This window comes from Actinomadura terrae, from assembly GCF_022751215.1.
GTDB lineage: Bacteria > Actinomycetota > Actinomycetes > Streptosporangiales > Streptosporangiaceae > Spirillospora > Spirillospora terrae.
Genome location: NZ_JAICDG010000006.1, coordinates 1 through 23,203, shown reverse-complemented (window position 1 = coordinate 23,203; position 23,203 = coordinate 1). Strand labels below are relative to the sequence as shown.

Below are 23,203 nucleotides of genomic sequence, written 5' to 3'. Positions count from 1 at the left end.
CGATCACTCGATCACCTGCGAGGAGGCCCAGGACAGGAAGACGGGGCTCGACCAGCTACCCGCGGCCTACTTTGCGGCTGGTGTCTGAGCTAGGACACCAGGGCCTTGACGGCGGCGGTTGTCTTCCGTGTGCGCATAAGCACGATTATGCGCTGGCTAGATTTCTTCGACGAGAAAATCTTGCGAGCGTTTTCATTGCTTGTAGAGAAAAGAACTGGGAGCATGGCGGCATGAGCAGCGATCTCGGGGAGTCGGGGGAGGTCGGCGGGGCTTCGGCGTCCGCCGAGCGGACGGGCGGCGAGCCGGAGCTTGCGGGACGTGGCGCTGGGGGACGGCGGCCGCCGAGCGGGGCGGACCCTGCGGCGCCGTGGGGCCGATGCAAGTACTGCGACACCCCACTGCCTCGACCGCGCAAGGCTCGCGGGCGCCGTCCGGAGTACTGTCCGCCGCAGCTGGACGCCGAGCAGAACGTGGTCAAGGATTGTCAGGCCGAGGCGCACGCCGCCAACCGCAGTCCGGCGGCGGCCGCCGTCGCCGAACCGCTGGCCGCGCTACGCACCGTCCTGACCGGGATGGCGACCGCCGCGCGCGAACGCGCCGACCGTGAACGCGAGGCTGCCGACCGGCTACAAGAGATCATTGACACCGTCGTGGACCGCAACACGGCACTGGAACGGCAGGCCGCCCAGGCCGACACCCGTGCCCGCGAGGCCGAGGCAGTCCGGCACCGCGCCGAACTCGACGCCGACGCCGCGCGCGTCGAGGCCGCCGCCGCCCAGGCCGTCCGCGAGCAGGCCGAGGAACGCGCGCTGGCCGCCGAGGAGATCGCCCGCACCGCCCGGGCCGCCGCCGATGCCGCCCACCACACCGCCCGCACCGAGGCCGAGGCCCGCCAAGCGGCCGAACGCGCCGTCCGCACCACCGAGCACCGCCTTGAGCAGACCGAGCAGCGGCTGGCCGAAGCCGAACAGGAGTTGCGCCAGCTCCGCCAGTCCCTGAGCCAGGCCCAGGACGCTCACGCGCGCACCCGGAGCGACCTCGACCAGCGCACCGGCGAACTCGCCGTCACGCGCGGCCAGCTCGCCGACGCCACCGAGCAGCAGGCGGCCATCCAGAGGGAGATCACTGCACTCCGCCAGGATCTGACACAGGCGGAGCAGGCCGCCCTGTCCGCCACCGACCGGGCCGACGCCGCTGAACAACAGGCCCGGCGGGAACGCGACGCCGCCGCCGAGGCGATCGCCGCCGCCCATCGGGAGCGCGACGCCGTCCGTGAAAAGCACCTCACCGACACCGCCCGGCTGACCGCCACCAACGATGCGCTCACCGCCGAACGTGACGCCGCGCGAGCGGAGGCCACCATCCACCTTCAGCGCGCCCTGCAAGCCGAGGCCGCTCTTACCGCCCACACCGACAACGGCCACGACGCTGACACCTAGGTAGGCGGCCGAGATACCTCGGAAACCGGCACTAGCGATCTTGGGTGATCGGGTACGTGCTGGTGAGGGTGGGTGTGGCGGTCGGGTTCTCACCGCGCCCGGTGGGAGGTCTTCCTCGTCCCCGGGGTCAGCGTCGGCGGCGGGGGGCGCGTCCGGTTTGCCAGCGGCCGAGGGCTTCGGCGGAGACGCGGGTGTAGCGGGCCAGCGAGACGACGGAGGTGTGGCCGGAGAAGGCGAGCAGGGTGGAGGTGTTGGCGCCGTCCTCGGCGGCGTGGGTGAGCGCGGAGTGTCGCAACTGGTGCAGCGTCCAGCCTTGGGCCTGGTGGAGTTCATCGGGTTCGGTGATGGCGGGGTTGGCCAGCGCGCGGGTGGTCTGCTCGAAGATCTCTTCGGCGCGGCGGTAGGACAGCCGGGCCCTGCCGGTGTACGGGCACAGGTCGCTGGCGGGCAGCTCCACACGGGCTCGGCGTTCGGTCAGGAACAGCGGCCCTTTCTTGCGGCCGTTGATCAGTCGGGGCAGCAGCCGTGCGGTGCGGGTCTGCCACACGATCGTGTCGACCGCGCCGCCCTTGCGGCGCACCTTGGCTCGCTGGTTGCGCAGGTCCAGGTCCTCGATGTCCAGCGCGAGCACCTCGGACGCGCGGGCCGCCGACTCGTACAGCAGCGTGTAGAGCGTCCGCTCCCGTAGCGCCAGGTCCTGATCGAACAGCGCGTCGATCTCGGAGTGCGACAGGGCCCGGGTGCGGTCGGGGGTGCGGCCGCGTCGGCGTAGCCGCCGCGTCGGATCGGTTGACAGCCAGTGCTGGTCTTGCCAGTAGCTGACGGCTGAGCGCAGCGTGTCCAGGTTGCGGTTGAAGGTGGCTGGGGCGCGCTGGCCCCACCGGCCGGTGAACCAGTCGGTCACCCGGTCGGCGCTGGCGTCGGTGTCGAACTCTGCGACGGTGAATGGCGCGTCGGGCGGGCTGAACTCGGCGCGCAGGGCCCGCAGGGTGGAGCGGTAGGCGCGCTGGGTGCCGGGGCTTTGGAGGATGGCGAGGTAGGCGGCGGGCAAGGGAGCTGATCCGCCGTGATCGAGACGGGCCAGTTCGCCCATGGCTCCGCCTCCTCGCCTCTATCGCAAAAAGCATAGGGGGTCACCCCTCGCTTGGAGGGGGCCAATATCGCAGATAACCAATCCTTTCACGCGATAGAATCATCGTGATCGTCAGGCCTGCCCGCTTCCCCGTCCGGGAGGTCCCGAGGCCCGCGAGCCCCGTCCCGCCACCCGCGCCACGAACCCCGATCGTCTGCGCCCGGCCCGACCGGCCGCACGGCGCCTTGCACGGCAATGCGCCGGGTGCGGGCTGACAGCTAAGGCCTTCGTCAGGCCGGTCGCCCATGGCCACCGGCCTGACCCGCGCTGGCGGGATGCGTGGACGGTGCGGGCGGTGTGGTCGGCGCTGACCATCGCCGAGGCCGATCTGGAGACCGTCTGGCTGGTGCCGCACGGCAAGACCCTGGCCGAGCGGCAGTTCTGTGCGCGGTGCGCCCCGACCGGGAGGCGTGGCCGGTCGAGTGCTCCCGTTTGCGGCCTGGACGGGGTGTCGGTACGGTACGCGCCACCAGACGTCACGTGGCGGCGGCGGTACGTTCCGTGAGTGGGGCCGGTCGCAGGGACGGCGGGCAAACCGGGATTGATCCGGCGCCGTGCGCGCTGTTCCGCACTGATAACCGCGTCGCCGCGGTGAAGGCAGCGAGCGCCGGCCCCAGGTCATGGGCTGGGTCAGGCGGTCGCCGCGAGGGCTGGGCGTGGCCGCGAAGAGACGTTACGTCAAGCGGCCCGCCCCGACGTCACCTCCGCCACCAGCGCCGATGGCCACAGATGACCGCTGGTGGGTCTTCCTTGCCGACGCTTCGACTTCGTTGCCCGGGACTCGGGAACGCGCGATGAGCCGCGAGTTATCTGCCAGTGGCCACTGTGACCTGGTGGTACGCGGCCAGTTCTGATAACAGGCGGCAGGGCGCTTCTGGGAGCTGGGCTGGCCGCCACGATCGGGTCACAGGCCCAGGGAATCCTCGGTTCGAGGGGCCAGGAGGATCGCGCCGATCGCGGCGCCCGCCGCCATGGTGATGACCGCGACCGTCAGGGCCGTTCTGTAGCCGCTGACGAACGCCTCGCCGGTGGTCGCCCCTCCTGCCAGGGACGACCTCTCCTCCGTCATCAGGACCGTTCCGGCGCAGATGATGCCGAACAGGCTGGAGAGCTCCCGAGCTGTGTCGAGGAGGCCGGAAGCGGTTCCGTAGCCGGTCTCGGAGACCACGGCGAGTGCGCTCGCTACCGGAGACGCCGGTCTCGTCCTGCTCCAGTCGCACCGACCTGGCCTGCTTCTTCGGCAGGCCAGCGAGCTCGCGGCCGAGCACGCCGTGGTTGAGCCCATCGATGAAGAACGTGAGCGGGTAGGCCCCCTCCTCGTCCGCGCGCCGGCAGCGCACGCACACCCCGGCCTGCATGTACGGTGGCCGCCGTTCCACACCGCCGTCCGGCAGGTGGAAGCTTGCGCTGACGAACTCGGCGACCCAGACGGCGGCGATCGGCTCCTCGGTAGGGCACAGCGGCGGTGGCAGCACTCGCGCGAGGACGTCCGGGCGGGTCCGGTACTCGACGGTGAGCCAGCGCAGCGACGCCGTCTCGCTGCCGAGGCCGTAGAGGGGCGCGAACGCGGGCATGGAGACCGCGGTCCTGTCCGTGGCGAGCACGTTCACTCCCTTCTGGCCGGTACGGCGGTGCCGTGCACCGATCTGGTCAGCGCGCCGGCGATCACGTCGGCGGCCGGGATGACGGCCTGCGCCAGCGACGGCGCGGCCGGGATCCGTACCGGCGGCGCGCCAACGCGGATCGGCGCGGACCGCAACGGCACCCCCGCTTCGGCGATCGCGGCGACGACCTCGCCGCCGACCCCGCCGGTGGTGTGCGCCTCGTGCACCACGACCAGCCGGCCGGTACGCGCGAGGCTGCCGAGCACGGCGTCCAGGTCGAGCGGTCGGATCCATCGGGCGTCGAGGACCTCGGTCTCGATCCCCTGTACCGACAGGCGCTCCGCCGCGGCCAGCACCTCCTGCTGGACGGCTCCCCACGTCAGCACGGTGACGTCCGATCCCGGCCTGCGCACCGCGGCGCCTCCGACGGGCGGCACGGCCCCGCCCAGCCGCACGTCCTGCTTGCCGGCGTGGTAAAGCGTGCGGTTCTCGATGACGATCACCGGGTCGTCGCTCCAGATCGCCGACAGCAGGAGGTCGTAGGCGTCCTGGTGGGTGGCGGGCATGCACACGCGCAGTCCGGGGACGTGGGCGAAGAAGGCTTCCAGGCTCTGCGAGTGCTGCGCGCAAGCACCCGGGGCGCTGCCCTGCTGGGTGCGCACGGTGATCGGCGCGCCCAGCAAGCCGCGCGAGACGTAGCGGACGTTGGCCGCCTGGTTGACCAATTGGTCCAAGGCCACCAGCGAGAAGTCGGCCCACATGATCTCGGCGATCGGCCGGCGTCCGAACATCGCGGCGCCGATGGCTCCACCGAGAATGGCCGACTCGGAGATCGGCGTATCGAACACCCTGTCGCCGAACTGCTTGCGCAGCCCCTTGGTCACGCCGAAGACGCCGCCGGGTACGGCCACGTCCTCGCCGAACAGCAGGGTCTCCGGCCGTTCCTCCAGCGCGCGGCGGAGCGCGGCGTTGACGGCCTCGGCGTAGGAGAGGCGTTTGGTCTGCTCAGGCATACAGGTGCTCCAGGACGGTGGTCGGGTCGGCCGGCGGGTCGGCGAGCGCGCGCTTCGAGGCCTCGGCGATCTCGGCGTGCACGCGGTCCGCGCCGGCGTCCAGTTCGTCCTGGTCGACGCCCGCGGCGCGCAGGACGGCCAAGAGCCGGATGATCGGCTCGTCGGCCAGCGCCCGCTCCATCTCTCCGGCGGGGCGGTAGTGCTGGGCGTCGCCGATGTAGTGCCCGACGAGTCGCTGCGTCATGGCCTCCAGCAGCACAGGTCCCTCGCCGGAACGGGCCCGCCCGGCCGCCTTGGAGACGGCCTCGCGGACGGCCGCGGGGTCGTTGCCGTCGATCCGCGCCCCCGGCATGCCGTACGCGGACGCGCGCTTGAACAGGCGGTCCACCCGCACCATGTCGGCGATCGGCGTCAGCTCCGAGTAGTGGTTGTTCTCCACCAGGAAGATCACCGGAAGGCGGCGTACGGCGGCGAAGTTCATCGCCTCGTGCACCGCGCCCTGGTTCATCGCGCCGTCACCGAACGCGGCGAGCGCGACCCTGCCCGACCCGTCGTAGGCGGCGGCCAGCGCCGCACCGGCGGCGATCGGGGCGCCCGCGCCGACGATGGAATTCTCGCCGTACATGCCGTACTCAGGCGCCGTTAGGTACGCCGACCCGCCCCGGCCGCCGTTGATCCCGCTCTGGCGGCCGAGCAGCTCGGCGAACAGCGGGTACGGTGGCACGCCGCAGGCCAGCGTCCACCCGTGCCCACGATAGGTGGGGAAGACCGCATCGCGGCTCAGGTCCAGCGCCGCGCAGGCGCCGGTGTAGATCGCCTCCTGCCCGTTGCACAGATGGACGGATCCGACGACGTCACCTCGCGCCCGCAGGCGGGCGACCTCTTCCTCGAAGAACCTGATCCGCCGCATCGACTCCAGATGGTCGAGCAGCATGGCTGTTTCAGGCATGGGGGTACCCACTCTCCTCTGTCTCGGTACGAAATCCCTGGTCGCCGGCTTGCTATCGGGGCGTCATGACGCGTCCCGGTGGCCGGGCGACTTGCCCGGCTCGGCGGGAAGCACGGCCAGGTGCCCGGCGCGCAGGAAACCGGTCGCCATCGAGGCCGCCTCGCGGACCGCCATGGTCAGCGCGGCCGCCGCTCGTGGAACCGGGCAGTTGGGACGGACACCGTGAATGCGCCCGTCGGCGAGCCCGTCTCGTCGAAGAAAGGCGCGGACACGCAGCACACGCCCTCGCTGAACTCCTCGCGGTCCACTGCGTAGCCCTGCCTGCGCGCCCGGGCCAGCTCGACGGTGAGGTGGTCGTAGTCGACGATCGTGTGCGGGGTGACCGCCGCGAGCTCCACTCCCTTGAACATCGCCGCCACCTGCTCCTCCGGCAGGAAGGCGAGCACCGCCTTGCAGGAGGCGCGGGCGTGCATGTGGCCGGTGTAGCCCACGTCGAGATTGCCGACGCTGACCGCGTGCAGCCCGGAGATGTAGTGCTGCAGCGTCAGCGTCCCGTGGTACCAGCCGGAGATGTAGGACGTCTCGTGTGTCCTGTTGTGCAACCGGGTCAGGATCACCGTTAGCTCCGGTGACGGGCCCGACCTGCGCTGGAGGTGCCTGTTCAGCGACGCCGCGCGGTGGCCGACGTCGTAGCGGCCGCCGGGCAGGCGCACCACGTAACCGCTGGCCAGCAGGGTGCGCAGCAGGTGGTAGCAGGTGCCGAGTTTGATGCCGAGCTGGCGGCTGAGTACCTTCGCGGTGGCAGCGCCGTCGGCGACGGCCACGGCCTCCAGGACCTGCAGGCCGCGCTCCAGCGTGTGCAGGACGGTCTTCTCGCTCATGCCCGCCTCCCCGGCAGGTCTCGCCCGGTCAGATCTCGCCCGGTCAGATCTCGCAGGGCGAGGGCGAACACTCCCTCGGCCTGCACCACCGCGTCCTCCTCGACGAACTCGTCCGGGCTGTGCGCCCTGACCACCTCGCCGGGCCCGAACACGGCCGTCGGCACCCCGGCCGCGCCGAAGAAGGCGGCGTCGGAGCCGGCGGTGAACCCGGTCAGCCGCTCGGCGCCCATGCACGTGCGCTGCGCGTTGCGGAGCGCAACGATCAACTCGTGCTCGACGGGCGTCTCCCACCCGGTCCTGCCCTCGCCGTCCCAGCGCACGATCGGCGGGTGCGCACGCAGCCAGTCGTCGGTGGCGGCCACCTGGTCGAGGACGCGCTGGAACTCGCCGCGCACCGCCTCCACCGACTCGCCCGGCGCGACCCCGATCCGGCCGGACATCGTGGCATGATCGGGGACCGCCGCCCGCCAGTTCCCCGCACTCGCGGTGCCGATGGCGAAGGGGATCGCGGTCGGCACGTCCGCAAACAGCGGATGCCGGTAACCCTCACCCCCCTTGCGGCCGAGCTCGACCAGGGCCTCACGCACCCAGATCAGCCGTTCGAAGGCGTCCACCCCGCGCCACGGCGCCGAGGTGTGCGCAGAGCGCCCGGTGACGTCCACGGTGAAGAACTGCAGGCTCGTGCTGATCGGCACGATCGGGCCGCCGGTCGGTTCCAGGATCAGGGCTGCGACCGGATCCGAGGCCTCCAAGGCCGCCGCCCGGGTGCCCACGCCGGTCGTCTCCTCGGCGACGACAAGCTCGACGGCCACGTCGATGTCCGGCTCGACGCCGAGGTCCTCCAACGCGGCAAGCGCGTACAGGCCGGCTGCGATGCCGCCCTTCATGTCCACCGAGCCCCGTCCGTACACCCGGCCGCCGGCACGAACCCCGGCGTACGGCGGATGCGTCCACGCCTGCTCATCACCCGCGGGCACAACGTCGAGGTGGCCGTTGAGGACCATGCAGGGCCGCCCGCGGCGTCCGCGGAACCAGGCGATGAGGTTCTCCCTCCACTCGGCCCGCGGTTCGCCGTCCGCCAGCCCGGTCGCTGCGATCGGCTGCCGGACAACCGGCCAGCCCCGGCGTGCGAACCACTCCGCGTACAGACCGGTCACCCGGTCCTCCCAGCCGCTCTCGCTGGCCTGGCGGACGCTCGCGGACAGCAGCTCCAGCATGTCCTCGGCCAGCGCCTCCACCTGGGCCAACACCTCGGCGTCACTCGGTTGCGGTGGCATCCGGTCACCTCCCTTTGGCCGTTCACTGTGCGCCGTCGCCTCGCTGCACCGCATCAGAATGAACCCGTTTTTCGACTATCTGAAATTCAGTATGCGGACACGTGAAATGCCAGGCCACACGCGCCTAGCGTGCTCACACCTCAAAACCGATCTCCGAGGAGGAGCTCACCGATGATCTGCCGCTGGAATCCCGACACGCTGGCTCCGCCGATCGGCCAGTACAGCCACCTCGCCTCCGTGCCGGCCGGCCACGAGCTGGTGATGATCTCCGGCCAGGTCGGCGCGCTGCCGGACGGCACGCTCGCGGGCCCCGACGCCGAAACGCAGACGCGGCAGATCTTCGCCAACATCGAGCGGCTGCTCCACTCGCTCGGCGCGGGGCCACACCACTTGGTGAAGCTGTTCACCCTGGTCGCGGGCGTCGAACACATCCAAGGCTGCCGCGCGGCGCGGGCCGAGACGTTCGCGAAGTGGTACCCCGACGGCGACTGGCCCGCCCATTCGCTTGCCGTGGTCACGGCCCTGGCCGCCCCGGAGCTGACCGTCGAGATCGAGGGCGTGGCCGCCCTGCCGCGCCGATGAGCCCGGAGGACTTCCGCGGCCTCTTCCCCGCACTGCGGTCAACGGTCTGGCTGGACACGCCGGGCATGCCGCCCGGCGCACGACCGGTGACCGATGCCCTGCACGAGGCCGTGTCCGCGTGGTCCAGCGGCGAGCTCGACTGGCCTGCATGGGACGCGGCGGCGGGCGAGGCCCGCACCCTGTTCGCCCCGCTGGTCGGGGCCGACCCCGCCACGATCTCGACGCTCGGCTCGCTCGCCGAGGCCGCCGCCACGGTCGCGGGCTCCCTGCCGCGCCGCCGGGTCGTGGTGGCGGCCGAGGAGTTCCGCAGCAACCTGTTCCCGTGGCTGGCACAGCACGACGTGGTTGCCGTCCGGGCCCGCGACGGCGCGACCCGGGTGGAGGACCTGATCGCTGCGCTGGACCACGACACCGTGCTCCTCGCCGTCAGCGAGGTGACCAGCAGGGAAGGGCAGCGGCTCGACCTGGCCGCCCTGCGGGAGGCGACCGACCGGGTGGGCGCGCGACTGTTCGTCAACCTGACGCAGTCGCTGGGCGCGCTGCGCTTCGACCCGGTGACCGTGCGTCCCGATTACCTGGCCGTGCACGGCTACAAATGGATGCTGTGCCCGCGTGGCGCGGCCTGGCTCGTCACCAGGCCGGACCGGCTCGGCGAGCTGACGGCGCTCGCGCCGAGCTGGAAGTCCACCAGCCCGCCGCACGGCTACTTCGGCGGCCCCATGCGGCTGGCCGACGACGCCGGCCGGTGCGACACGTCCCCCGCCTGGTTCTCCTGGCTCGGCGCCTGCGCGGCGCTGCGCCTGCTCGGCTCGCTGGACGCCGACCGCGTCGAGCGGCACTGCCTCGACCTCGCCGGGCAGCTCACCGAACAGGCGGCAGGCATCGGCTACCGGCGCGTGGTGAGCGGCCCGCTCTCGCAGATCGTCGTGCTGCACACCGACCACGCTGACCGCCTGTCCGCGCGGCTGCGCGAACAAGGCGTGCGAGCGACCGCGCTCGGCGACCGCGTGCGTTTCGGTTTCCACTACTTCAACGACGAGGACGACGTACGAACGACGCTGAGCATCCTCGCAGAGAGGTAGACCTTCTGGGGACCGAAGACGGGCTGGACGGCTCATATAACGCAAGCCGACTGTCGGGTGGTGGAAGGTCTTGGTGCCGGCGTGGTGCAGCCGGACGTTGTGCTGGGCCCAGCGGGTGCGGGCGGGCCTTCGACCGAGGCCGGGCCTGCCACCTCCTGACACCCGCGAACTAGGCCGTGATCACTGGCCTCACGCGGCGGACGCGTCCGCGACACCACTCACGGTGTCCTCTCCGGCGTCGTCGTCATCGAGGTCGAGGTGGTGTTCCACAGGCCCGTCAGGCGGGGTGTCGTCCAGGGTGTAGTCGCCGAAACGGCGGATGTGGGCCCGCACGTACGGCGACAGCGCGGCGATGTCCTCGGGCTTGAGCACGTACTTGTTGCCCTGGTCGTCGCGTTCGGTGCGCAGCTGGTTGAGGATCGCCCTCAGCTCCGCGGCGTTGTAGTAGATCACGATGTTGGCCAGCAGCTCGTTGAATTTGACCAGCTTCTCCATGTGGTCGGGGTCGTTGTCGGTCAGTACGCCGTCGTGGCCGAACCCCAGCCACTTGGCGAAGCCGTGGAAGGCCTCGACCCGGTTGGTGATCGCGGTGATCGACTCTCTGAGCTCGGGTTCGGAGAGGAACCGGAGCAGCACGATCGTCCTGGTCACCCGGCCCAGTTCGCGGAACGCCTTGTAGATGCGGTTCTTGCGGGACTCGTTGCCCAGCCGCCGCAGCAGCACCGAGGAGGAGATCTTCCCCTCCCGGATGGAGATCATCACGCGCAGCAGGTCGATCCAGTGTTCCTCGATCAGGTCCCAGTTGATGACCTGCGAGGTGTTGTCGCCGCCGAGGGTGCCGTCGTCGCCGAACAGCGGCCCGATGTGGGCGAAGGAGGCGTTGGCGCTGTGCTTGTAGAAGACCAGGTCCTTCCAGTTGCGGATGCGCGGCAGCAACTCCACCCCCAGCATCGTGGCCAGGCCGAAGACCGGCAGCGACTGCCCTTGCGTGTCCGCATGGATCTGCTCGGGTCGACCTGTTCGGACTCGTTGTCCAGCAGCCCCTCGAACAGGTGCACCGCCTCCCACACCCCACAGGGAATGAATCTTGAGAACAAGGCGATGTAGGAATCGGCGATGTGCCTGTATGCAATGCCGCCGTAGCCCCATATCGGACGCTGGTCTCGGCGAGGAGGTTGTCGTCCCAGGTGTCCATCTGGGTGCCGTCGTCGCCGACCTTGGTGCCGTCGCCCCACAGCTGCGCCACGTCCAGCCGCATGTACTCATCGGCCATCCGGCCCGACGCGGTCACCAGGTTCGCCGCGGTGATGTGCTTGTTGCCCGGCACCGAGTCTCATGCGCCGACACCTGCCCGCGCAGATGCCTGGCCATCTGGTAAGGGCCCATGTTGGTGCCGTAGGTGAAGGTCACCAGGCTGTAGCGGGCCCGCGGGTTGCGCAGCTTGGGATCTGATCCTGACAGCGGACCGAACGGCCGCCACCACGGCACCCAGTGCGCCACCTTGGTGACGATGTCCAGCAACGACACCTCGCTGCGGTGGTCCTCCACCAGCTGCTCCAGCCGGATCGCCGAGGCGGTGCGTTCCTTGCCCTTGCGGCGCTTGAGCGTCGGCCGCCCCGTCTCATCGTCGATGACCAGGTCGGCATTGTCGGGTAGCCGGCGTCCACGTCCGCGCTGACGCGCCTGAGCTCGGCGTAGCGGCTCTGCCGGAACTCGGCTCCGGTGGTCGGAAGTCCGGCCTGCTCGCAGTACTTGTCGATCAGCGGCGCGATCTCGGCCGGCGTCATCAGCTGGGCCAGGAAGTTGCCAAAGGAGTCGGCGCCCTTGACCGCGATGTCGCCACTCTTGAGCTCCGCAGCGAGGTAGGACAGCACGGACACCTCCAAGTGGCGGCGGGCGAACTTGCCCGGGTGCGTCTTGTCGCGGATGGTCTTGGCCCAGTTGCGTGAGCAGAACCGCACATCCAGCGGCGTGACCGTCCCCGGCAGCCGGTCGTCGACCCATTCGCGGGTCAGCTTGCGGTTGGCCTTGATGAACTCCACCGCCGTCAGCACCGTGGCGTCCGAGCTGGTCGCCTCCAGCTCCAGGAACTCCAGCAGGTCGAACAAGGCCTTGCGGTGCGGGCGGTGCAATAGCGGCGCCAGCAGCGGCATGTAGTTGTTGCCGTGATGGGCGGAGATCTCCGCGTGCTGGGCCGACACCACCGCGATCCCACCGGCGTCCACCAGCGGCGCCAGCATCAACTCACCGGCCTTTTCATGGAGCTCGCGGATCTCCTCGTCGGTGCCGCCCACCTCACCTGGAGCATCTCCGGTACCGTCAGCATCGGCGGGATTGGCCTCGTGAGCGTCCTGATGGTCGGCGGCGCCGCCGGTAGCGGTCGGGGGTTCGGCGCGCTCGCTGTGCTCTGTGGTGTCCCGGAGGCCTTCGGCGTTCCGCTCGCCGGACTCGCCGTCCTTGCCCTGTCGGCCGTCGCCACTCTCCGCGTGGTTCTCCTGCTCGTCGTGTTCCTCCAGGCCGGTGGCGACGCGGGCGCCGGTCAGCACCTGGCCGAACACCTCCCACAGCCGCTCGGTCTCGGCACGTTCCTTCTCGCGGATCTCCTCCAGCTTGTCGCGCCCCTTGCTGTGCAGGATCGCCATCCGGCGGCACAGCATGTCGGCCATATCGTCCCGCGACCGCACCCGGGTCAGGTGCACCAGGCACGCCAGCAGCGCCAGCCGCTTGTCCAGGTTCTTGATGTCGCGCATCTCGGCCGCGTCCAGCACCCGCGCCTCCCCAGCGAAATGCACCACCTTCGCCGGCGGGATGCCCTCCAGCCAGTCCGCGCTGCCGGCGAACCGGTTGTCCAGCCGCCGCACCCATTCCAGGTACTTGCGCACCCGCGACACCGACGGCCGCCGCGCTGGCCGCTTCAGCCCATCGAACTCGCTGCGCCTGGAGTACGGGTCGACCACCAGCAGGTTCAGCAGATGCCCCTGCACCAGCACGCTCATCCGGCCCCGGATCATCCGGAAGAATGCGGTGTTGACCTCGGTACGGATCGTACGGACGAGCTCGTCCAGCGTGGTGAACCCCAGCAGCTCCAGCCGGTGCCGGACCAACTCCTCGATCGCCACGTTGATCAGGTCCGCCGGGTTGTCCTTGCTTTGGGCCTCCTTGCGGATGATCGCTGCAGCGACCCGGGCGGCCTTCTTCTTGTCCAGGGTGACCTTCACCCTCTTGCGCACCAGCGTCTTGTGGTCGCGCAACGTGCGCTCGGACTCTGACACCGCCTGCACCGGTTCCGGCAGGTCCAGGCAACCGCGGACATGCGCGATCACCTGCGCCGGAACCGCCTCCAGCTTGGGGAAGTACGCCAGCCGCTGATGCGTCTTCAGCAGCACCGCCAGCACCAGCTCAGCCTCATGCGAGCGGGTCTGCTCCCGCACCCACGCGATCTCCTCCAACGACGGCGTGAACGAGTCGTGCAGCTCCCGCGCCAAGATGCCCTTCTTCAACCGCGGATACGCGGTCCGGTCAATCGCTGTCACCGCCGATCACCTCACGACGGGTTCAGAGCCCAGGCCCCCCAGACCAAGAGCAGCCAGCACCGCGAACGCGGTCGCCATCGGCGGCGAGACCAACCCGCCACCCACCCCCTCGACGAACACGTAAGGCAGTTCCTCGATCAGCTCGCCAGTCCCGCCGTCGGCCCACAGCCGGCCCGGCATCGCATTGCGAGTCCACGCACGCTCCATCGCGCACCCTCCGCTTCCACCTCCCGACCCACAGTGATCGGAACACGGTAACGGGACCAGCACGGACAGCGAAGGAATATCACCAAGAACGCGGCCTACCAGCATCAATCAGCCTGGAAGCGACCTGCTCCAAGATCGCTATTGCCGGTTCCGAGGTATCTCGGCCGCCTACCACCTAGGCCGGCCACGATGTCGGACGACCGCCATCGTGGCCGGGCGAACGACCTTCCGCGTCATCGAACTGGGCGCGCCGGTCGAACGGCTCAGAGTCTCGGATTTCGCCCTGGGGTTCCTCACTGCCTCGTGCACTGGTCGGGAATGGGGACGCGAATACGTCCGCGACCGCGTGTTCAATGGTCGCGAGCCTCGCTGAGGAGGTGATGCTCTCCTACGGCCCTCACCTACGCGGCATCGCCGTCGGCAACGGGGGAGGGGCGGCGACTTATGTCTGGCGATCGTCAGGCGCATGTTTCGCGACCACGGCGTGCTCGGCTAGGACCACCTACTTTGTGCCTCGTCCTGCCTGGGCCGGAGCCTGTGGCATCCGCTCGCGGCGACGGGGTCAGCGGGTTCTGTACGCGCCTCCGTTCACGTTCAGCACCTGGCCGGTGATGTGGCGTGCCGCCGGGGACGCGAGGAAGATCACCGCCTCGGCGATGTCGTCGGGGGAGGCGGCGCGGCCTGTCGCGGTCGAGGAGACCAGCTCCGCGCGCCTCTCGTCCGGCAGCCGGTCACGGAAGAACTCTGTGTCGGCGACGTAGCCGGGCGAGACGACGTTGGCGGTGATGCCGCGTGCGCCCAGTTCGCCTGCCAGATCGAGGTTCCAGGACGCCAGTCCGGCCTTGGCGGCCCCGTAGGAACCGGCACCCTGGTCGGCGGCGATCGAACCGATGTGGACCACGGCGCCGCCCGCGGCCAGGCGCTCGTCCAGCGCCCTCGTCGTCAGTGCGGCGCTGACGAGGTTCGCGTCGAGGTTGGCGCGGAAGTCCCGGGCGTAGGCGGCCAGGTCCGACCTGCCGTCGGCGTCGAAGTCGGTGTTGCCTCCGGCGTTGTTGACCAGCACCTCGATCTTGTCGGGCAGCTCTGCCAGCGCCCCTGTCAGCGCCTCAGGGTCGGTGTGGTCGCACACCAGTGCTCGGACACCGAGTTCGTCCGCCGCTTCCTTGAGGGGGGCCGGACGGCGGCCGGTGATGATGACGGTCTCCTGCCGCTCGGCGAAGCGGCGGGCGATGGCGCGGCCGATGCCCGTACCTCCGCCTGTGACCAGGATGCTGCGTGTCATAAGCTGAGCTCCATACTGTCGTTCAGGTCTAAATTTAGATCTAAACATACTCGCGGGAGAGCTCGTGGCAACAGACCCCAGAGCAGAGGACGGCGAGGACGGCGCCCCGGCCCCGGCGCTGCCGGCCGGTGCCGCCGGCCATCTCGTCCAGGACATCGCCGCTGCTTGGGAGCGGGAGCGGCCCGGCACGCCGGTTTCCTCGATCCGGATCGTCACGCCGATCTGGCAACTGGCCAAGCTCTTCGGTGATGACCGGCGCCGGGTCCTGGCCAGCGCCGGCGTGGACGCCGCCACTCTGGACCTGCTCAGCGTCCTGCGTCGGAGCGGCCCCCCGTACACGCTCAGCACGCGCGAGCTCAGCCGGCGCTCCTTGGTCACCGCGGGAGCGATCTCGCAGCGCGTCGCCCGCGCCGAACGCGAGGGCCTAGTCGAACGCGGGCCCGCCCAAGGACGTCCCCGCGCCGTGCAGGTCACGCTGACCGCCACCGGGCACGACCTGGTCGAGGCGACCGTCGACCAGGTCCTCCACCGAGAGGCCGAACTGATCAGCGGCCTCTCGCCAGAGCAGCAGGCCCAGCTCACAGAGCTGCTCTCGGTCCTTCTCCAGCAGGTTCAGCACCGCACCGACGACGACCGGATAACGCACGTCGGCCAAGACTGAGGCCCCGCGCTTATAGGCCCTCGGGGAGTATCCGAACGGTAATTAGCGGTAGTGGCTGGCTGACCCGGATCAAGGTCCGGCTGCGCCGAGGGCGCTGACGCGGTTCTCGTACTCGCGGCGGGCCTTGCGCTGGGCCGGGACGACCGGCAGGTCGTGGGCGCCATCGAGGGACTGGCATCGGGCGAGGAGCCCGCGGTGGACCGCAGGGACGGCGCTGATACGCAGGGTGTAGCCCTGGCCGCGCCGTACGGTCACCCCGTGGTCGAGCGCGGCCCGCTCGGCGGGCTCCAGCTCGGTGGTCCGGAGGAAGTCGGCGACCTTGCCGGGCATGTCGAGGGTGACCGGCAGCTCCGGTGCCGGGGCGTCCTCGTGGCTGGCGGTGGTGTGCTCGGGCATCAGGTCGGCGACGGCCGTCCGGATGGCGCCACGACTGACGCCGTGTTCGCGGGCCAGGGCGGCGATGGACCGGCCCTCCAGGTACGCGGTACGCACGGCGTCGGTCTTGTCGGAGGGGATGGCCGGACGGCGCCCGCCCTTGTTGCCTTTGGCCTCGGCGGCCCGCAGGCCATCGTAGGTCAGCTCCCGTTGGAGGTCGCGCTGGAGTTCTCCGGCTGCGGCGAGGGTCTGCACCATGAACTTCACGGTGGACAGCAGTTCGCCGGTGCGCAGGTGGCGGGCCGTGAGGTCCATGGCGGAGAACGCGCCGTCGTGGATGCGCAGGGCGAGACGGTCGCGGTGGAGGACGTCGAGCACGTCGAGGATGTGCTGGGTGCCGCGTACGAGGCGGAACATCTCGGAGATGTGCACGGTGTCACCGGGCCGCGCGTACGTGAGCAGCTCGCCGAACTTCGGCCGCTGAAGCGGGTGGAGGCGGCTGGAAGTGCCGGCGTCCTCCTCGAAGACGACCGGGTCGTCGATCCCGGCCTCGTGAAGGACGAGGTTCTGCCGGGCCGTCGACTGCTGGTCGGTCGTCACCCGCTTGTAGACCAGGTTGGCCATGCCAGTCCCCGTTCTCGTGGTCGCATTCGACCCTAGCTGTCAGCAAACCCTGTCATCAGCCGCCATCGGATCTGATTGGATCTGAGCCCAGCAGGACCCGAAAAGTACGGGTTCATTGGACGCCTGTCACCCCTGTCGTCATTCGATCGTTTGCCGACAGGACGAGCCGGTCAGTGGACGGGTGGGGTACCAGTCAGCGGCTTGGTGGAGTGGGCAGTCGCCCGGCGAGGCGGGGTTGGGCGGAGGCGGACTGCTGATCCTCAGCTGTCGTGAGTTCGCGGTCTGGTAGCGGTGGCTGTGAGCCGGCCACCGAGCGTGCTTCTCCGGTACAGCACATGCCGTCCGTCACGTGTCCGGGTGACCAGTCCAGTGGAGTGCAGGACACGCAGATGTTGGGAGACAGCGCTTGGGGTGACCCTGAGACGGCGGGCGAGCTCCACGGTGGGCAGCGGCTCTTCCAAGAGGCTGAGCAGTCTCGCTCGGGATGAACCGAGCAGAGACACCAGGGCGGTTGAGTCGACGGTCGGCATCTCCGAGCCCCACAGCGTGGCTCCTCCCCGGCTGGGATAGACGAGGCTCGGCGGCTCGTCTCGGCTCGTCTCGGCTCACGGGGGGCGCGGGCTTGTGTGCGAATACGGACGGCAGGAGCAGCAGCCCCCGGCCAGATGCCGCCACCCGGTGCCTGCTGATCATCTTGTGGATGTACAGCTCTCCGCCTTGCCAGCGCAGGTTCGGGTGCATGTCGGCGAACAGCAGTCGCGCGCCCCCCAGGGCAAGCTGGCGGGCGCGGTAGGTCATGTCGGCTTCCAGCACCAGCCGCATCTGCGACCACACCGGCTCGATGGCCACCGCCCAGTACTGCCGCAGGAGATCGCAGATGGCGTCGCGGAGTCTGGCGACAGGTGCGTCTTCGGCGGCGGTGGCGTCGCGGAGCGCTTCGGGAACAGGGTCGGGCGCGTGCGCAAGCAGCAAGTCGTGCTGGACCCGGGCGCAGGACGACTGGCGGACGACGGAGAGTTCTTCTTCGAAGGCCGGCGCGAAGCTCGCGGGATTCGGGGTCAGGAAGTCGGGGAGGGTACGCCGCTGGGCGACCAGGGACATCAGTAGACCGGTGTCGAGCGTGCCGAGCCTGCCGAGTACGGACCTGCGCCAGGGCAGGTGCAGCGCCGAAAGGCCGGGATCCTGGAGCACCCGCAGGCTGAACAGGGTTTCGTGCAGGGGTGAGAGGGCGAAGCGGGTGTCCGCGAGATCCTCGACGTCGAGCACAAAGCTGATCATTAAGTCATACGCTACATCGATTGGCGACGCAACGTCGATGCCGTGGACTTCCTCCCATGACACCCACAACTCATGCGCAGCGGACGGCGGTTGTCACCGGAGCTGCCCGCGGTAGCGGCGCCGCTGTTGCCAGGCGCCTGGCGGGCGACGGCATGGCGGTCGGCGTGATCGATCTGGACGAGGCGGACTGCGCCGAAACCGTGGAGGCCATCACAAGTGTCGGCGGGGCAGCGCTGGCCGTCGGCGCTGATGTCGCCGACGAGGTCGCGGTAACTGCGGCCGTCGCCCGGATCGCCGCCGCGTTCGGACCGCCGACGGTGCTGGTCAACAACGCCGGCATCGGACCCCGTGCCGACCTTGTGGACATGACCACGCAGCAGTGGGACACGGTCTTGGGGATCAACCTCAGCGGACCGTTCTTCGCCGCCCGGGCCGTCTGCCCGCACATGGTGACGGCCGGATGGGGACGCATCGTCAACATGTCGAGCATCTCCGCTGTCGGTGACGCTGGCCGCGTCGACTACGCCAGCGCGAAGGCGGGTTTGATCGGATTCACCAAGTCCCTCGCTCTCCAGCTCGGCCCGCATGGCGTGACCGCGAACGCCATCGCGCCGGGATTCGTCGTGAGTGACATGACCAGGGCCTCGGCCCGGCGGCTCGGCCTGAGCTTCGAGGAGTTCCGGTACAGGGCGGAGCAGTCCATACCGGTCGGCCGGGTGGGCCTTCCTGACGACATCGCACATACCGCCTCCTTCCTCGTAAGCCCCGGGGCGGGGTTTGTCTCCGGCCAGGTCATCTATGTCGCGGGCGGGCCGGTGGACTGAAGGATGAGCCGCCGGATGGTCTTGATCCTGGCTGTCACGTGCGCCGTGGCGGTGGGCAACATCTACTTTCCGCAGGCCATCGGTCCACTGGTCGCCGCCGGGCTGCACGTGTCGCCCGATTCGGCCGCTGCGGTGGTGACCGTCACACAGACCGGCTACACGGCCGGGATGGTCTTGCTGGTGCCGCTTGGCGACCGGCTCCCGCACCGCTCGTTCCTCGTCGTCCTCCTCGCCCTGACCGGCCTGGCACTGCTCGCAGCGGGCTGCGCACCGACTCTGCCGGCCCTCATTGCCGCCAGCGCCCTTGTCGGCCTGACCACCGTGGGCGCGCAGATCGTCGGCCCCCTGGCGGCTGGTCTCGTGGCCGCCGACCGCCAAGGAGCGGTGATCGGCACCCTGCTGAGCGGATCGACCGGCGGCATGCTGCTGGCCCGGACCTTCAGCGGCACGCTCGGTGAGTGGCTGGGCTGGCGGGCCCCCTACCTGATCGCCGCGGTCCTGGCCCTGATCCTCGCCACCGTCTTGGCGTTCGCGGTGCCGACCACAACCCCGTCCTCCCGCCAGCCGTACAGAGCGCTCCTGGCCGAGCCGCTGCGCCTGCTGCGCACCGAGCCAGACCTGCGCCGCTCGTGCTTCTACCAGGCAACCGTCTTCGCCGGGTTCTCCGCGGTCTGGACCTGCCTGGCGCTCCTGCTCGCCGGTCCGGCCTACGGACTGGGTGCCCAGGCGGTAGGAATGATCGCCCTGGTCGGCGCGGCGACCATGGTCTGCACCCCGCTCGCCGGCCGCCTGGTGGACCGCTACGGCCCCGATCCAGTGAACCTCGTCTGCATGCTTGGCGTCCTCGTCTCGGCCGCGATCCTCACCCTTGGCGCCCAGGGCGGCACGCTGGGTCTGACCTTCCTGACACTCGGCACGCTGCTCCTCGACACCGCGATGCAGTCCGGCATGGTCGCCAATCAAGTCCGCGTCTACGCCCTGCGCGTCGACGCCCGCAGCCGGCTCAACACCGCCTACATGACCTGCGCCTACCTGGGCGGCAGCGCAGGTTCCTGGCTCGGGATACGCGTCTGGAGCCAGGCTGGCTGGTGGGGCGTGTGCGTGCTCGTCGCGCTGCTTGCCGCACTCGCCCTCGCCCGCCACCTACTGGCGCTGTACACGTTCGAGGAAAGCCCGGCCAGGAACCGTGCGGCGAGTGCGGATGGCCTCGGCCACCACCCTAGTGCTGATGGAAGTGATCAGGCATCGTGCGACGCCTCCGTTACTCGGCCTCGCCGTCGTCTGACTCGTCGTGGGGGTCACGCAACGGGCGTAGGCCAGGCGCCGCGGGCCGGGTGAGGGCATAGCGGCCGAGGAAGTTTATGTGGTCGTACTGAAGCGGGGAGAGCCGGGCGAGCAACTCGTCGGTGACGGGGAAGCCGTCGGCGGCGAGCTGCTTGACGGTGGCGTCGATGTAGAGGCTGTTGAACAGCACTACAGCGTTGAGGGCCAGGCCGAGGGCGCCGAGCTGGTCCTCCATGCCCTCGCGGTAGTGCTGGCGCAGTTCGCCGCGCTGGCCGAAGAAGATTTTCCGGGCGAGGCGGTGGCGGGCCTCGGTGACGTTGAGCTGGGCGCCGATCATCCGCCGGTATCCCTCGTCGGAGACGAACTGGAGCAGGTGCAGGGTTTTGAAGATCCGCCCGTAATGGGCGAATGCGTCGCCCAGCCCGGTCGGCTTGCCGTCGCGGGAGAGCATGCGGATCAGGTCGTGGCCACGGACCTCGCCCAGGGTCAGGGAGCCGGCCACGCGGAGCATGTCGCCCCAGTGGGCGCGGATGCGGTCCAGACGGATGGTGTGGTTCGAGACGGGCTGGAGCGGGCCGTAGTCGGCTGCGGTGTTCGTCCGCCACAGCCTGGCATCGGAAATGTCGGCGATCCTGGGGGAGAACTGGTAACCGCAGATGGCGAACAGGCCGAAGACGATGTCGGAGTACGACGCGGTGTCGGTGATGACTGTCTCCGGCTTCGGGACGCCGTCGCGGGCGTGGATGGCGTCCAGGATGAACAGCGAGTCGCGCAGCGTGCCCGGCACGACCACCCCGCCGAGCCCCATCACTTGGTCGTTGACGACGTTCAGCCAGGTGGCGCCCTTGTGCCGCAGGCCGAAGTACCGGGGATTCGAACCCGCGTACAGGGTCTGCACGGGGACCGTGAACCGGACGCCGTCGGCGGAGGCTACAAGGCCGCCGCCCCACGCCCGTACGACGTCAATCTTCGCTTGCGCCTCGATGAACAGACCGTTCGCCGCCGAGATGTTCTCGGCACGGAAGTAGCCCTGGTCGACCTGGACCAGGCGCCCCCGGGTGAGTGCCGGGACGTCCGGCTTGATGACCGGTGTCATCCCGACGTTGCACGCCTCGGACAGCAGTACCGCGCACAGGCTGGTGGTGAAGCCCTCCATGCAGGAGTCGGAGCCGGAGAGGTGCGTGAACGCCTCCGGCATGCCAGTCAGCTCGGCGACCTCCAGCAGCAACTCCGGGAAGTCGACCTTCGGCAGCATGCCGTTGACCAGCTGACGGAACGGCGGCATGAGCCTGGGCTCCTCCGCCTTGCCGAGCTTGGCCAGCTTCAGCTTCCCGCCCACGACCTCCAGCGCGCTGTTGCCCGGCAGCCCGGCGGCGACCTGGACGTACGCGGCGTGCAGGGCGGAGGCGAGTTCGGCGAGGTGCCCGGCCGGCTCGCTCTCCAGGCCGAGCGCGGTAAGCACTTTCGGCTCGGCGGCCGTCCACTTCTCCCCGGCCAGCAGTTTCGCCCGGGGGTCGCCCCAGCGGTCGCCGTCCCTGGCGAACACGTCCCGCCGCCGCAGCGAGCGGTGGAGGTGCTCCAAGACGCAGAACGAGTACGCCGCCTTGTCCACCAGGCCGTGCGGCACGTTGGGGTTGGCGAACACCAACCGCCGCCACGAGCCGGTCACCAGCTCCATGGAGACCTCTTCCGTACCGACCTTTTTACGGCCGATCAAGTCAGGCAGCTGCTTGAGCGCCTTCACCACCGGGGCGCCGGCCTCGACCGCGCCGAAGTCGATGACCTCGACCAGAAGGCGGATGAGGCCGCGGACCGTGCCGTAGCGGGCGACCAGTTCAGCCCGCCACTCCGCGTCGTCGTCCCCGTCCGTGTCCGGGACCACCGCGGCGATCGTGGCAAGCGCCTCCGCCAGCTGCTCGCGCGGAACGACCTGCTCGATTGCCGACCACGCGTCCACCACGGAGACCATCTCGCCTGACTCGGTCGCCGGAGGCGTCGTCATCAGCACGTCGACTGCCGCTGCGACCTTCTTCGCCGCCTTCCTCAGCTGTGGCAGGGCCTTGAGCTTGGCGTCGTTGCCCATCCGTTCGGCCTTCGCCAGCAGCTTGGTGGCCATCAGCGCGTGCAGCAGATCGAGCGCGTCGTCCACCGTCGCGGTCTCCAGGTGCCGCACCGCCGCCAGGAGGGTTGCAGTCTGCCTCGTAACCTCCAGCCGCTTCAGTGTCGGCGCCTTCGAGGTCAGCCCGTACCGGGCCAGCCCGGTCATCCGGGCGGCCGGAACCCGCCCGACGTCGACGGCTCCAGCACCCAGGCCGCGAACCTCGCGGGCACGGTCCAGAGCCAGCTCCATGGCCTTGCCCGACACCCGCTTCTTCTCAGGCACTTCAAGCAACCGGATCATCTCGGCGCGCAAGTCGTACGGCACCGCCTCGTACAGCGAGGCATGCAGCCGGTCGTTTTCCTCCTGGCGGATCGCGGCCACCATCCGGGCCAACGTCGTCACGCCGGGCAGCAGCACCCTGTTGTTGACTAGCCACACCACCGCCCGGTCGAACAGAGCACGCGGCCCCTCCAGCGACGACCACACCCGTGCTGCCAGAAACTCCCGCAGCTCCGCCTCACCCGCACCAAAGTCCCGGTAGCCGTACTCGTCGCGGATCTCCCACGCGTGCTCGTAGGCCGTCTGCGAACGCGCACCGTACCCGGCGAAGTGCTCGTCGTCGACGCCGAGCTGCTCGGCAACGAACCTCACCACGGCGGCCGGGACCGCCGTGGGATCCTCGGTCATGAAGGTGCCGAGCATCCGCACCGTGCCCCACTGCACCGCCCACCCCAACCTCGTCGCCGGACGGCGCTTAGCTCGCGCCAGGCTCAGGGCCTTCTTGTCCAGGCGGAAGAACTGTTCCAGCTCCCCGGGCGAAGGTTCCGTGGCGAACCGGCCGTAGCGGGCCTCTTGCTCAACAGACAGGTACTCAACAGGCATGCCGAGGACCGTAGAGCCCGCTGACCAGGCAAAACGGGCACGTCACCGAACCGGAATCAAGATCGCTCCGCTACCGCTAATTTCCGTTCGGATACTCCAAGCAGTCGCTATTTCAGCGGACGAAGTCTGCGACTACTTCACACGTCGCCCCGACCAGGCTGGAACCGCTGGCCTGGGCGGGGTGAGGGTGGCT

General features: G+C 69.8%; 21 protein-coding genes and 2 pseudogenes. 8 read left to right on the top strand and 15 right to left on the bottom strand.

The features are described from left to right. Positions 1-230: 230 nt before the first annotated feature. Positions 231-1,439, top strand: a complete 1,209-nt coding sequence (locus tag K2F47_RS32085; protein ID WP_242909768.1) for a coiled-coil domain-containing protein — start codon at positions 231-233, stop codon at positions 1,437-1,439. Between the two features lie 127 nt (positions 1,440-1,566). Here the strand turns inward: K2F47_RS32085 and K2F47_RS32080 are convergent, their stop codons facing one another. Continuing rightward, positions 1,567-2,532 carry a tyrosine-type recombinase/integrase gene (locus tag K2F47_RS32080; RefSeq protein WP_242909765.1) on the bottom strand — a complete coding sequence of 322 codons (966 nt, stop codon included), beginning with the start codon at positions 2,530-2,532 and terminating at the stop codon, positions 1,567-1,569. 325 nt (positions 2,533-2,857) lie between these two features. Here K2F47_RS32080 and K2F47_RS32075 point away from each other — a divergent pair, with 325 nt between their 5' ends. Then, positions 2,858-3,076 carry a hypothetical protein gene (locus K2F47_RS32075; protein ID WP_242909763.1) on the top strand — a complete coding sequence of 73 codons (219 nt, stop codon included), beginning with the start codon at positions 2,858-2,860 and terminating at the stop codon, positions 3,074-3,076. A gap of 399 nt (positions 3,077-3,475) precedes the next feature. Here K2F47_RS32075 and K2F47_RS32070 read toward each other — a convergent pair whose 3' ends face one another. The 6 genes and pseudogenes from K2F47_RS32070 to K2F47_RS32050 form a co-directional block, all read right to left on the bottom strand. After that, positions 3,476-3,739, bottom strand: coding sequence for a hypothetical protein (locus K2F47_RS32070; RefSeq protein ID WP_242909761.1), 264 nt, complete (start codon positions 3,737-3,739; stop codon positions 3,476-3,478). A 64-nt stretch (positions 3,740-3,803) separates the two neighbouring features. Then, positions 3,804-4,145: pseudogene (locus K2F47_RS41855) on the bottom strand (acetoacetate decarboxylase family protein); the annotation flags it as partial. A 32-nt stretch (positions 4,146-4,177) separates the two neighbouring features. After that, complete coding sequence (locus K2F47_RS32065; RefSeq protein ID WP_242909759.1) at positions 4,178-5,188, bottom strand: alpha-ketoacid dehydrogenase subunit beta; 1,011 nt, start codon at positions 5,186-5,188, stop codon at positions 4,178-4,180. After that, entirely contained in the window at positions 5,181-6,137 is a 957-nt protein-coding gene (locus tag K2F47_RS32060; RefSeq protein ID WP_156220881.1) for a thiamine pyrophosphate-dependent dehydrogenase E1 component subunit alpha, read from the bottom strand. Before K2F47_RS32060 ends, K2F47_RS32065 begins: the two co-directional genes overlap by 8 nt. 176 nt (positions 6,138-6,313) lie before the next feature. Further along, positions 6,314-7,018 (bottom strand): IclR family transcriptional regulator, encoded by a 705-nt coding sequence (locus K2F47_RS32055; RefSeq protein ID WP_242909757.1) that lies wholly within the window; start codon positions 7,016-7,018, stop codon positions 6,314-6,316. Further along, the gene (locus tag K2F47_RS32050) at positions 7,015-8,295 is read right to left on the bottom strand and encodes a M20 family metallopeptidase (protein ID WP_242909755.1); all 1,281 of its coding nucleotides are present in this window, start codon (positions 8,293-8,295) and stop codon (positions 7,015-7,017) included. The genes K2F47_RS32055 and K2F47_RS32050 overlap by 4 nt, the downstream gene beginning before the upstream one ends. A gap of 171 nt (positions 8,296-8,466) precedes the next feature. On the opposite strand from K2F47_RS32050, the gene K2F47_RS32045 reads away from it, so the two are divergent. Both K2F47_RS32045 and K2F47_RS32040 read left to right on the top strand, forming a co-directional pair. Then, positions 8,467-8,877 carry a RidA family protein gene (locus tag K2F47_RS32045; RefSeq protein WP_242909753.1) on the top strand — a complete coding sequence of 137 codons (411 nt, stop codon included), beginning with the start codon at positions 8,467-8,469 and terminating at the stop codon, positions 8,875-8,877. Beyond that, on the top strand, positions 8,874-9,959 hold the full coding sequence (locus K2F47_RS32040; protein WP_242909751.1) for an aminotransferase class V-fold PLP-dependent enzyme: 1,086 nt from the start codon (positions 8,874-8,876) through the stop codon (positions 9,957-9,959). Before K2F47_RS32045 ends, K2F47_RS32040 begins: the two co-directional genes overlap by 4 nt. Before the next feature lie 189 nt (positions 9,960-10,148). On the opposite strand, the pseudogene K2F47_RS32035 reads toward K2F47_RS32040, so the two are convergent. The 5 genes and pseudogenes from K2F47_RS32035 to K2F47_RS32020 form a co-directional block, all read right to left on the bottom strand. Continuing rightward, positions 10,149-11,217, bottom strand: a pseudogene (locus tag K2F47_RS32035) (Tn3 family transposase). A 29-nt stretch (positions 11,218-11,246) separates the two neighbouring features. Further along, complete coding sequence (locus K2F47_RS41850; protein WP_372490961.1) at positions 11,247-11,447, bottom strand: Tn3 family transposase; 201 nt, start codon at positions 11,445-11,447, stop codon at positions 11,247-11,249. Further along, on the bottom strand, positions 11,366-13,492 hold the full coding sequence (locus K2F47_RS32030) for a DUF4158 domain-containing protein (protein WP_242909750.1): 2,127 nt from the start codon (positions 13,490-13,492) through the stop codon (positions 11,366-11,368). The genes K2F47_RS41850 and K2F47_RS32030 overlap by 82 nt, the downstream gene beginning before the upstream one ends. 6 nt (positions 13,493-13,498) lie before the next feature. Next, positions 13,499-13,699, bottom strand: coding sequence for a hypothetical protein (locus K2F47_RS32025; RefSeq protein WP_242909749.1), 201 nt, complete (start codon positions 13,697-13,699; stop codon positions 13,499-13,501). A 562-nt stretch (positions 13,700-14,261) separates the two neighbouring features. Continuing rightward, the gene (locus tag K2F47_RS32020; protein WP_242909748.1) at positions 14,262-14,981 is read right to left on the bottom strand and encodes an SDR family NAD(P)-dependent oxidoreductase; all 720 of its coding nucleotides are present in this window, start codon (positions 14,979-14,981) and stop codon (positions 14,262-14,264) included. Positions 14,982-15,045: 64 nt separating this feature from the next. Here K2F47_RS32020 and K2F47_RS32015 point away from each other — a divergent pair, with 64 nt between their 5' ends. Then, positions 15,046-15,642 (top strand): MarR family winged helix-turn-helix transcriptional regulator, encoded by a 597-nt coding sequence (locus tag K2F47_RS32015; RefSeq protein WP_242909747.1) that lies wholly within the window; start codon positions 15,046-15,048, stop codon positions 15,640-15,642. A gap of 69 nt (positions 15,643-15,711) precedes the next feature. Here K2F47_RS32015 and K2F47_RS32010 read toward each other — a convergent pair whose 3' ends face one another. After that, positions 15,712-16,641, bottom strand: a complete 930-nt coding sequence (locus K2F47_RS32010; protein WP_242909746.1) for a recombinase family protein — start codon at positions 16,639-16,641, stop codon at positions 15,712-15,714. A gap of 260 nt (positions 16,642-16,901) precedes the next feature. Further along, a complete protein-coding gene (locus tag K2F47_RS32005; RefSeq protein ID WP_242909745.1) occupies positions 16,902-17,171 on the bottom strand; it encodes an ArsR/SmtB family transcription factor in 270 nt (89 codons plus the stop codon). 166 nt (positions 17,172-17,337) lie between these two features. On the opposite strand from K2F47_RS32005, the gene K2F47_RS32000 reads away from it, so the two are divergent. From K2F47_RS32000 to K2F47_RS31990, 3 genes are all read left to right on the top strand, one after another. Further along, the gene (locus K2F47_RS32000) at positions 17,338-17,748 is read left to right on the top strand and encodes a hypothetical protein (protein WP_242909743.1); all 411 of its coding nucleotides are present in this window, start codon (positions 17,338-17,340) and stop codon (positions 17,746-17,748) included. Positions 17,749-17,975: 227 nt separating this feature from the next. Beyond that, positions 17,976-18,743: an SDR family NAD(P)-dependent oxidoreductase gene (locus K2F47_RS31995; protein ID WP_242909741.1), complete on the top strand. Its 768-nt coding sequence runs from the start codon at positions 17,976-17,978 to the stop codon at positions 18,741-18,743. A 15-nt stretch (positions 18,744-18,758) separates the two neighbouring features. Next, complete coding sequence (locus tag K2F47_RS31990) at positions 18,759-20,081, top strand: MFS transporter (RefSeq protein WP_242909740.1); 1,323 nt, start codon at positions 18,759-18,761, stop codon at positions 20,079-20,081. Here the strand turns inward: K2F47_RS31990 and K2F47_RS31985 are convergent. Then, positions 20,005-23,010, bottom strand: a complete 3,006-nt coding sequence (locus K2F47_RS31985; RefSeq protein ID WP_242909738.1) for a Tn3 family transposase — start codon at positions 23,008-23,010, stop codon at positions 20,005-20,007. The genes K2F47_RS31990 and K2F47_RS31985 overlap by 77 nt on opposite strands. Positions 23,011-23,203: the final 193 nt, after the last annotated feature.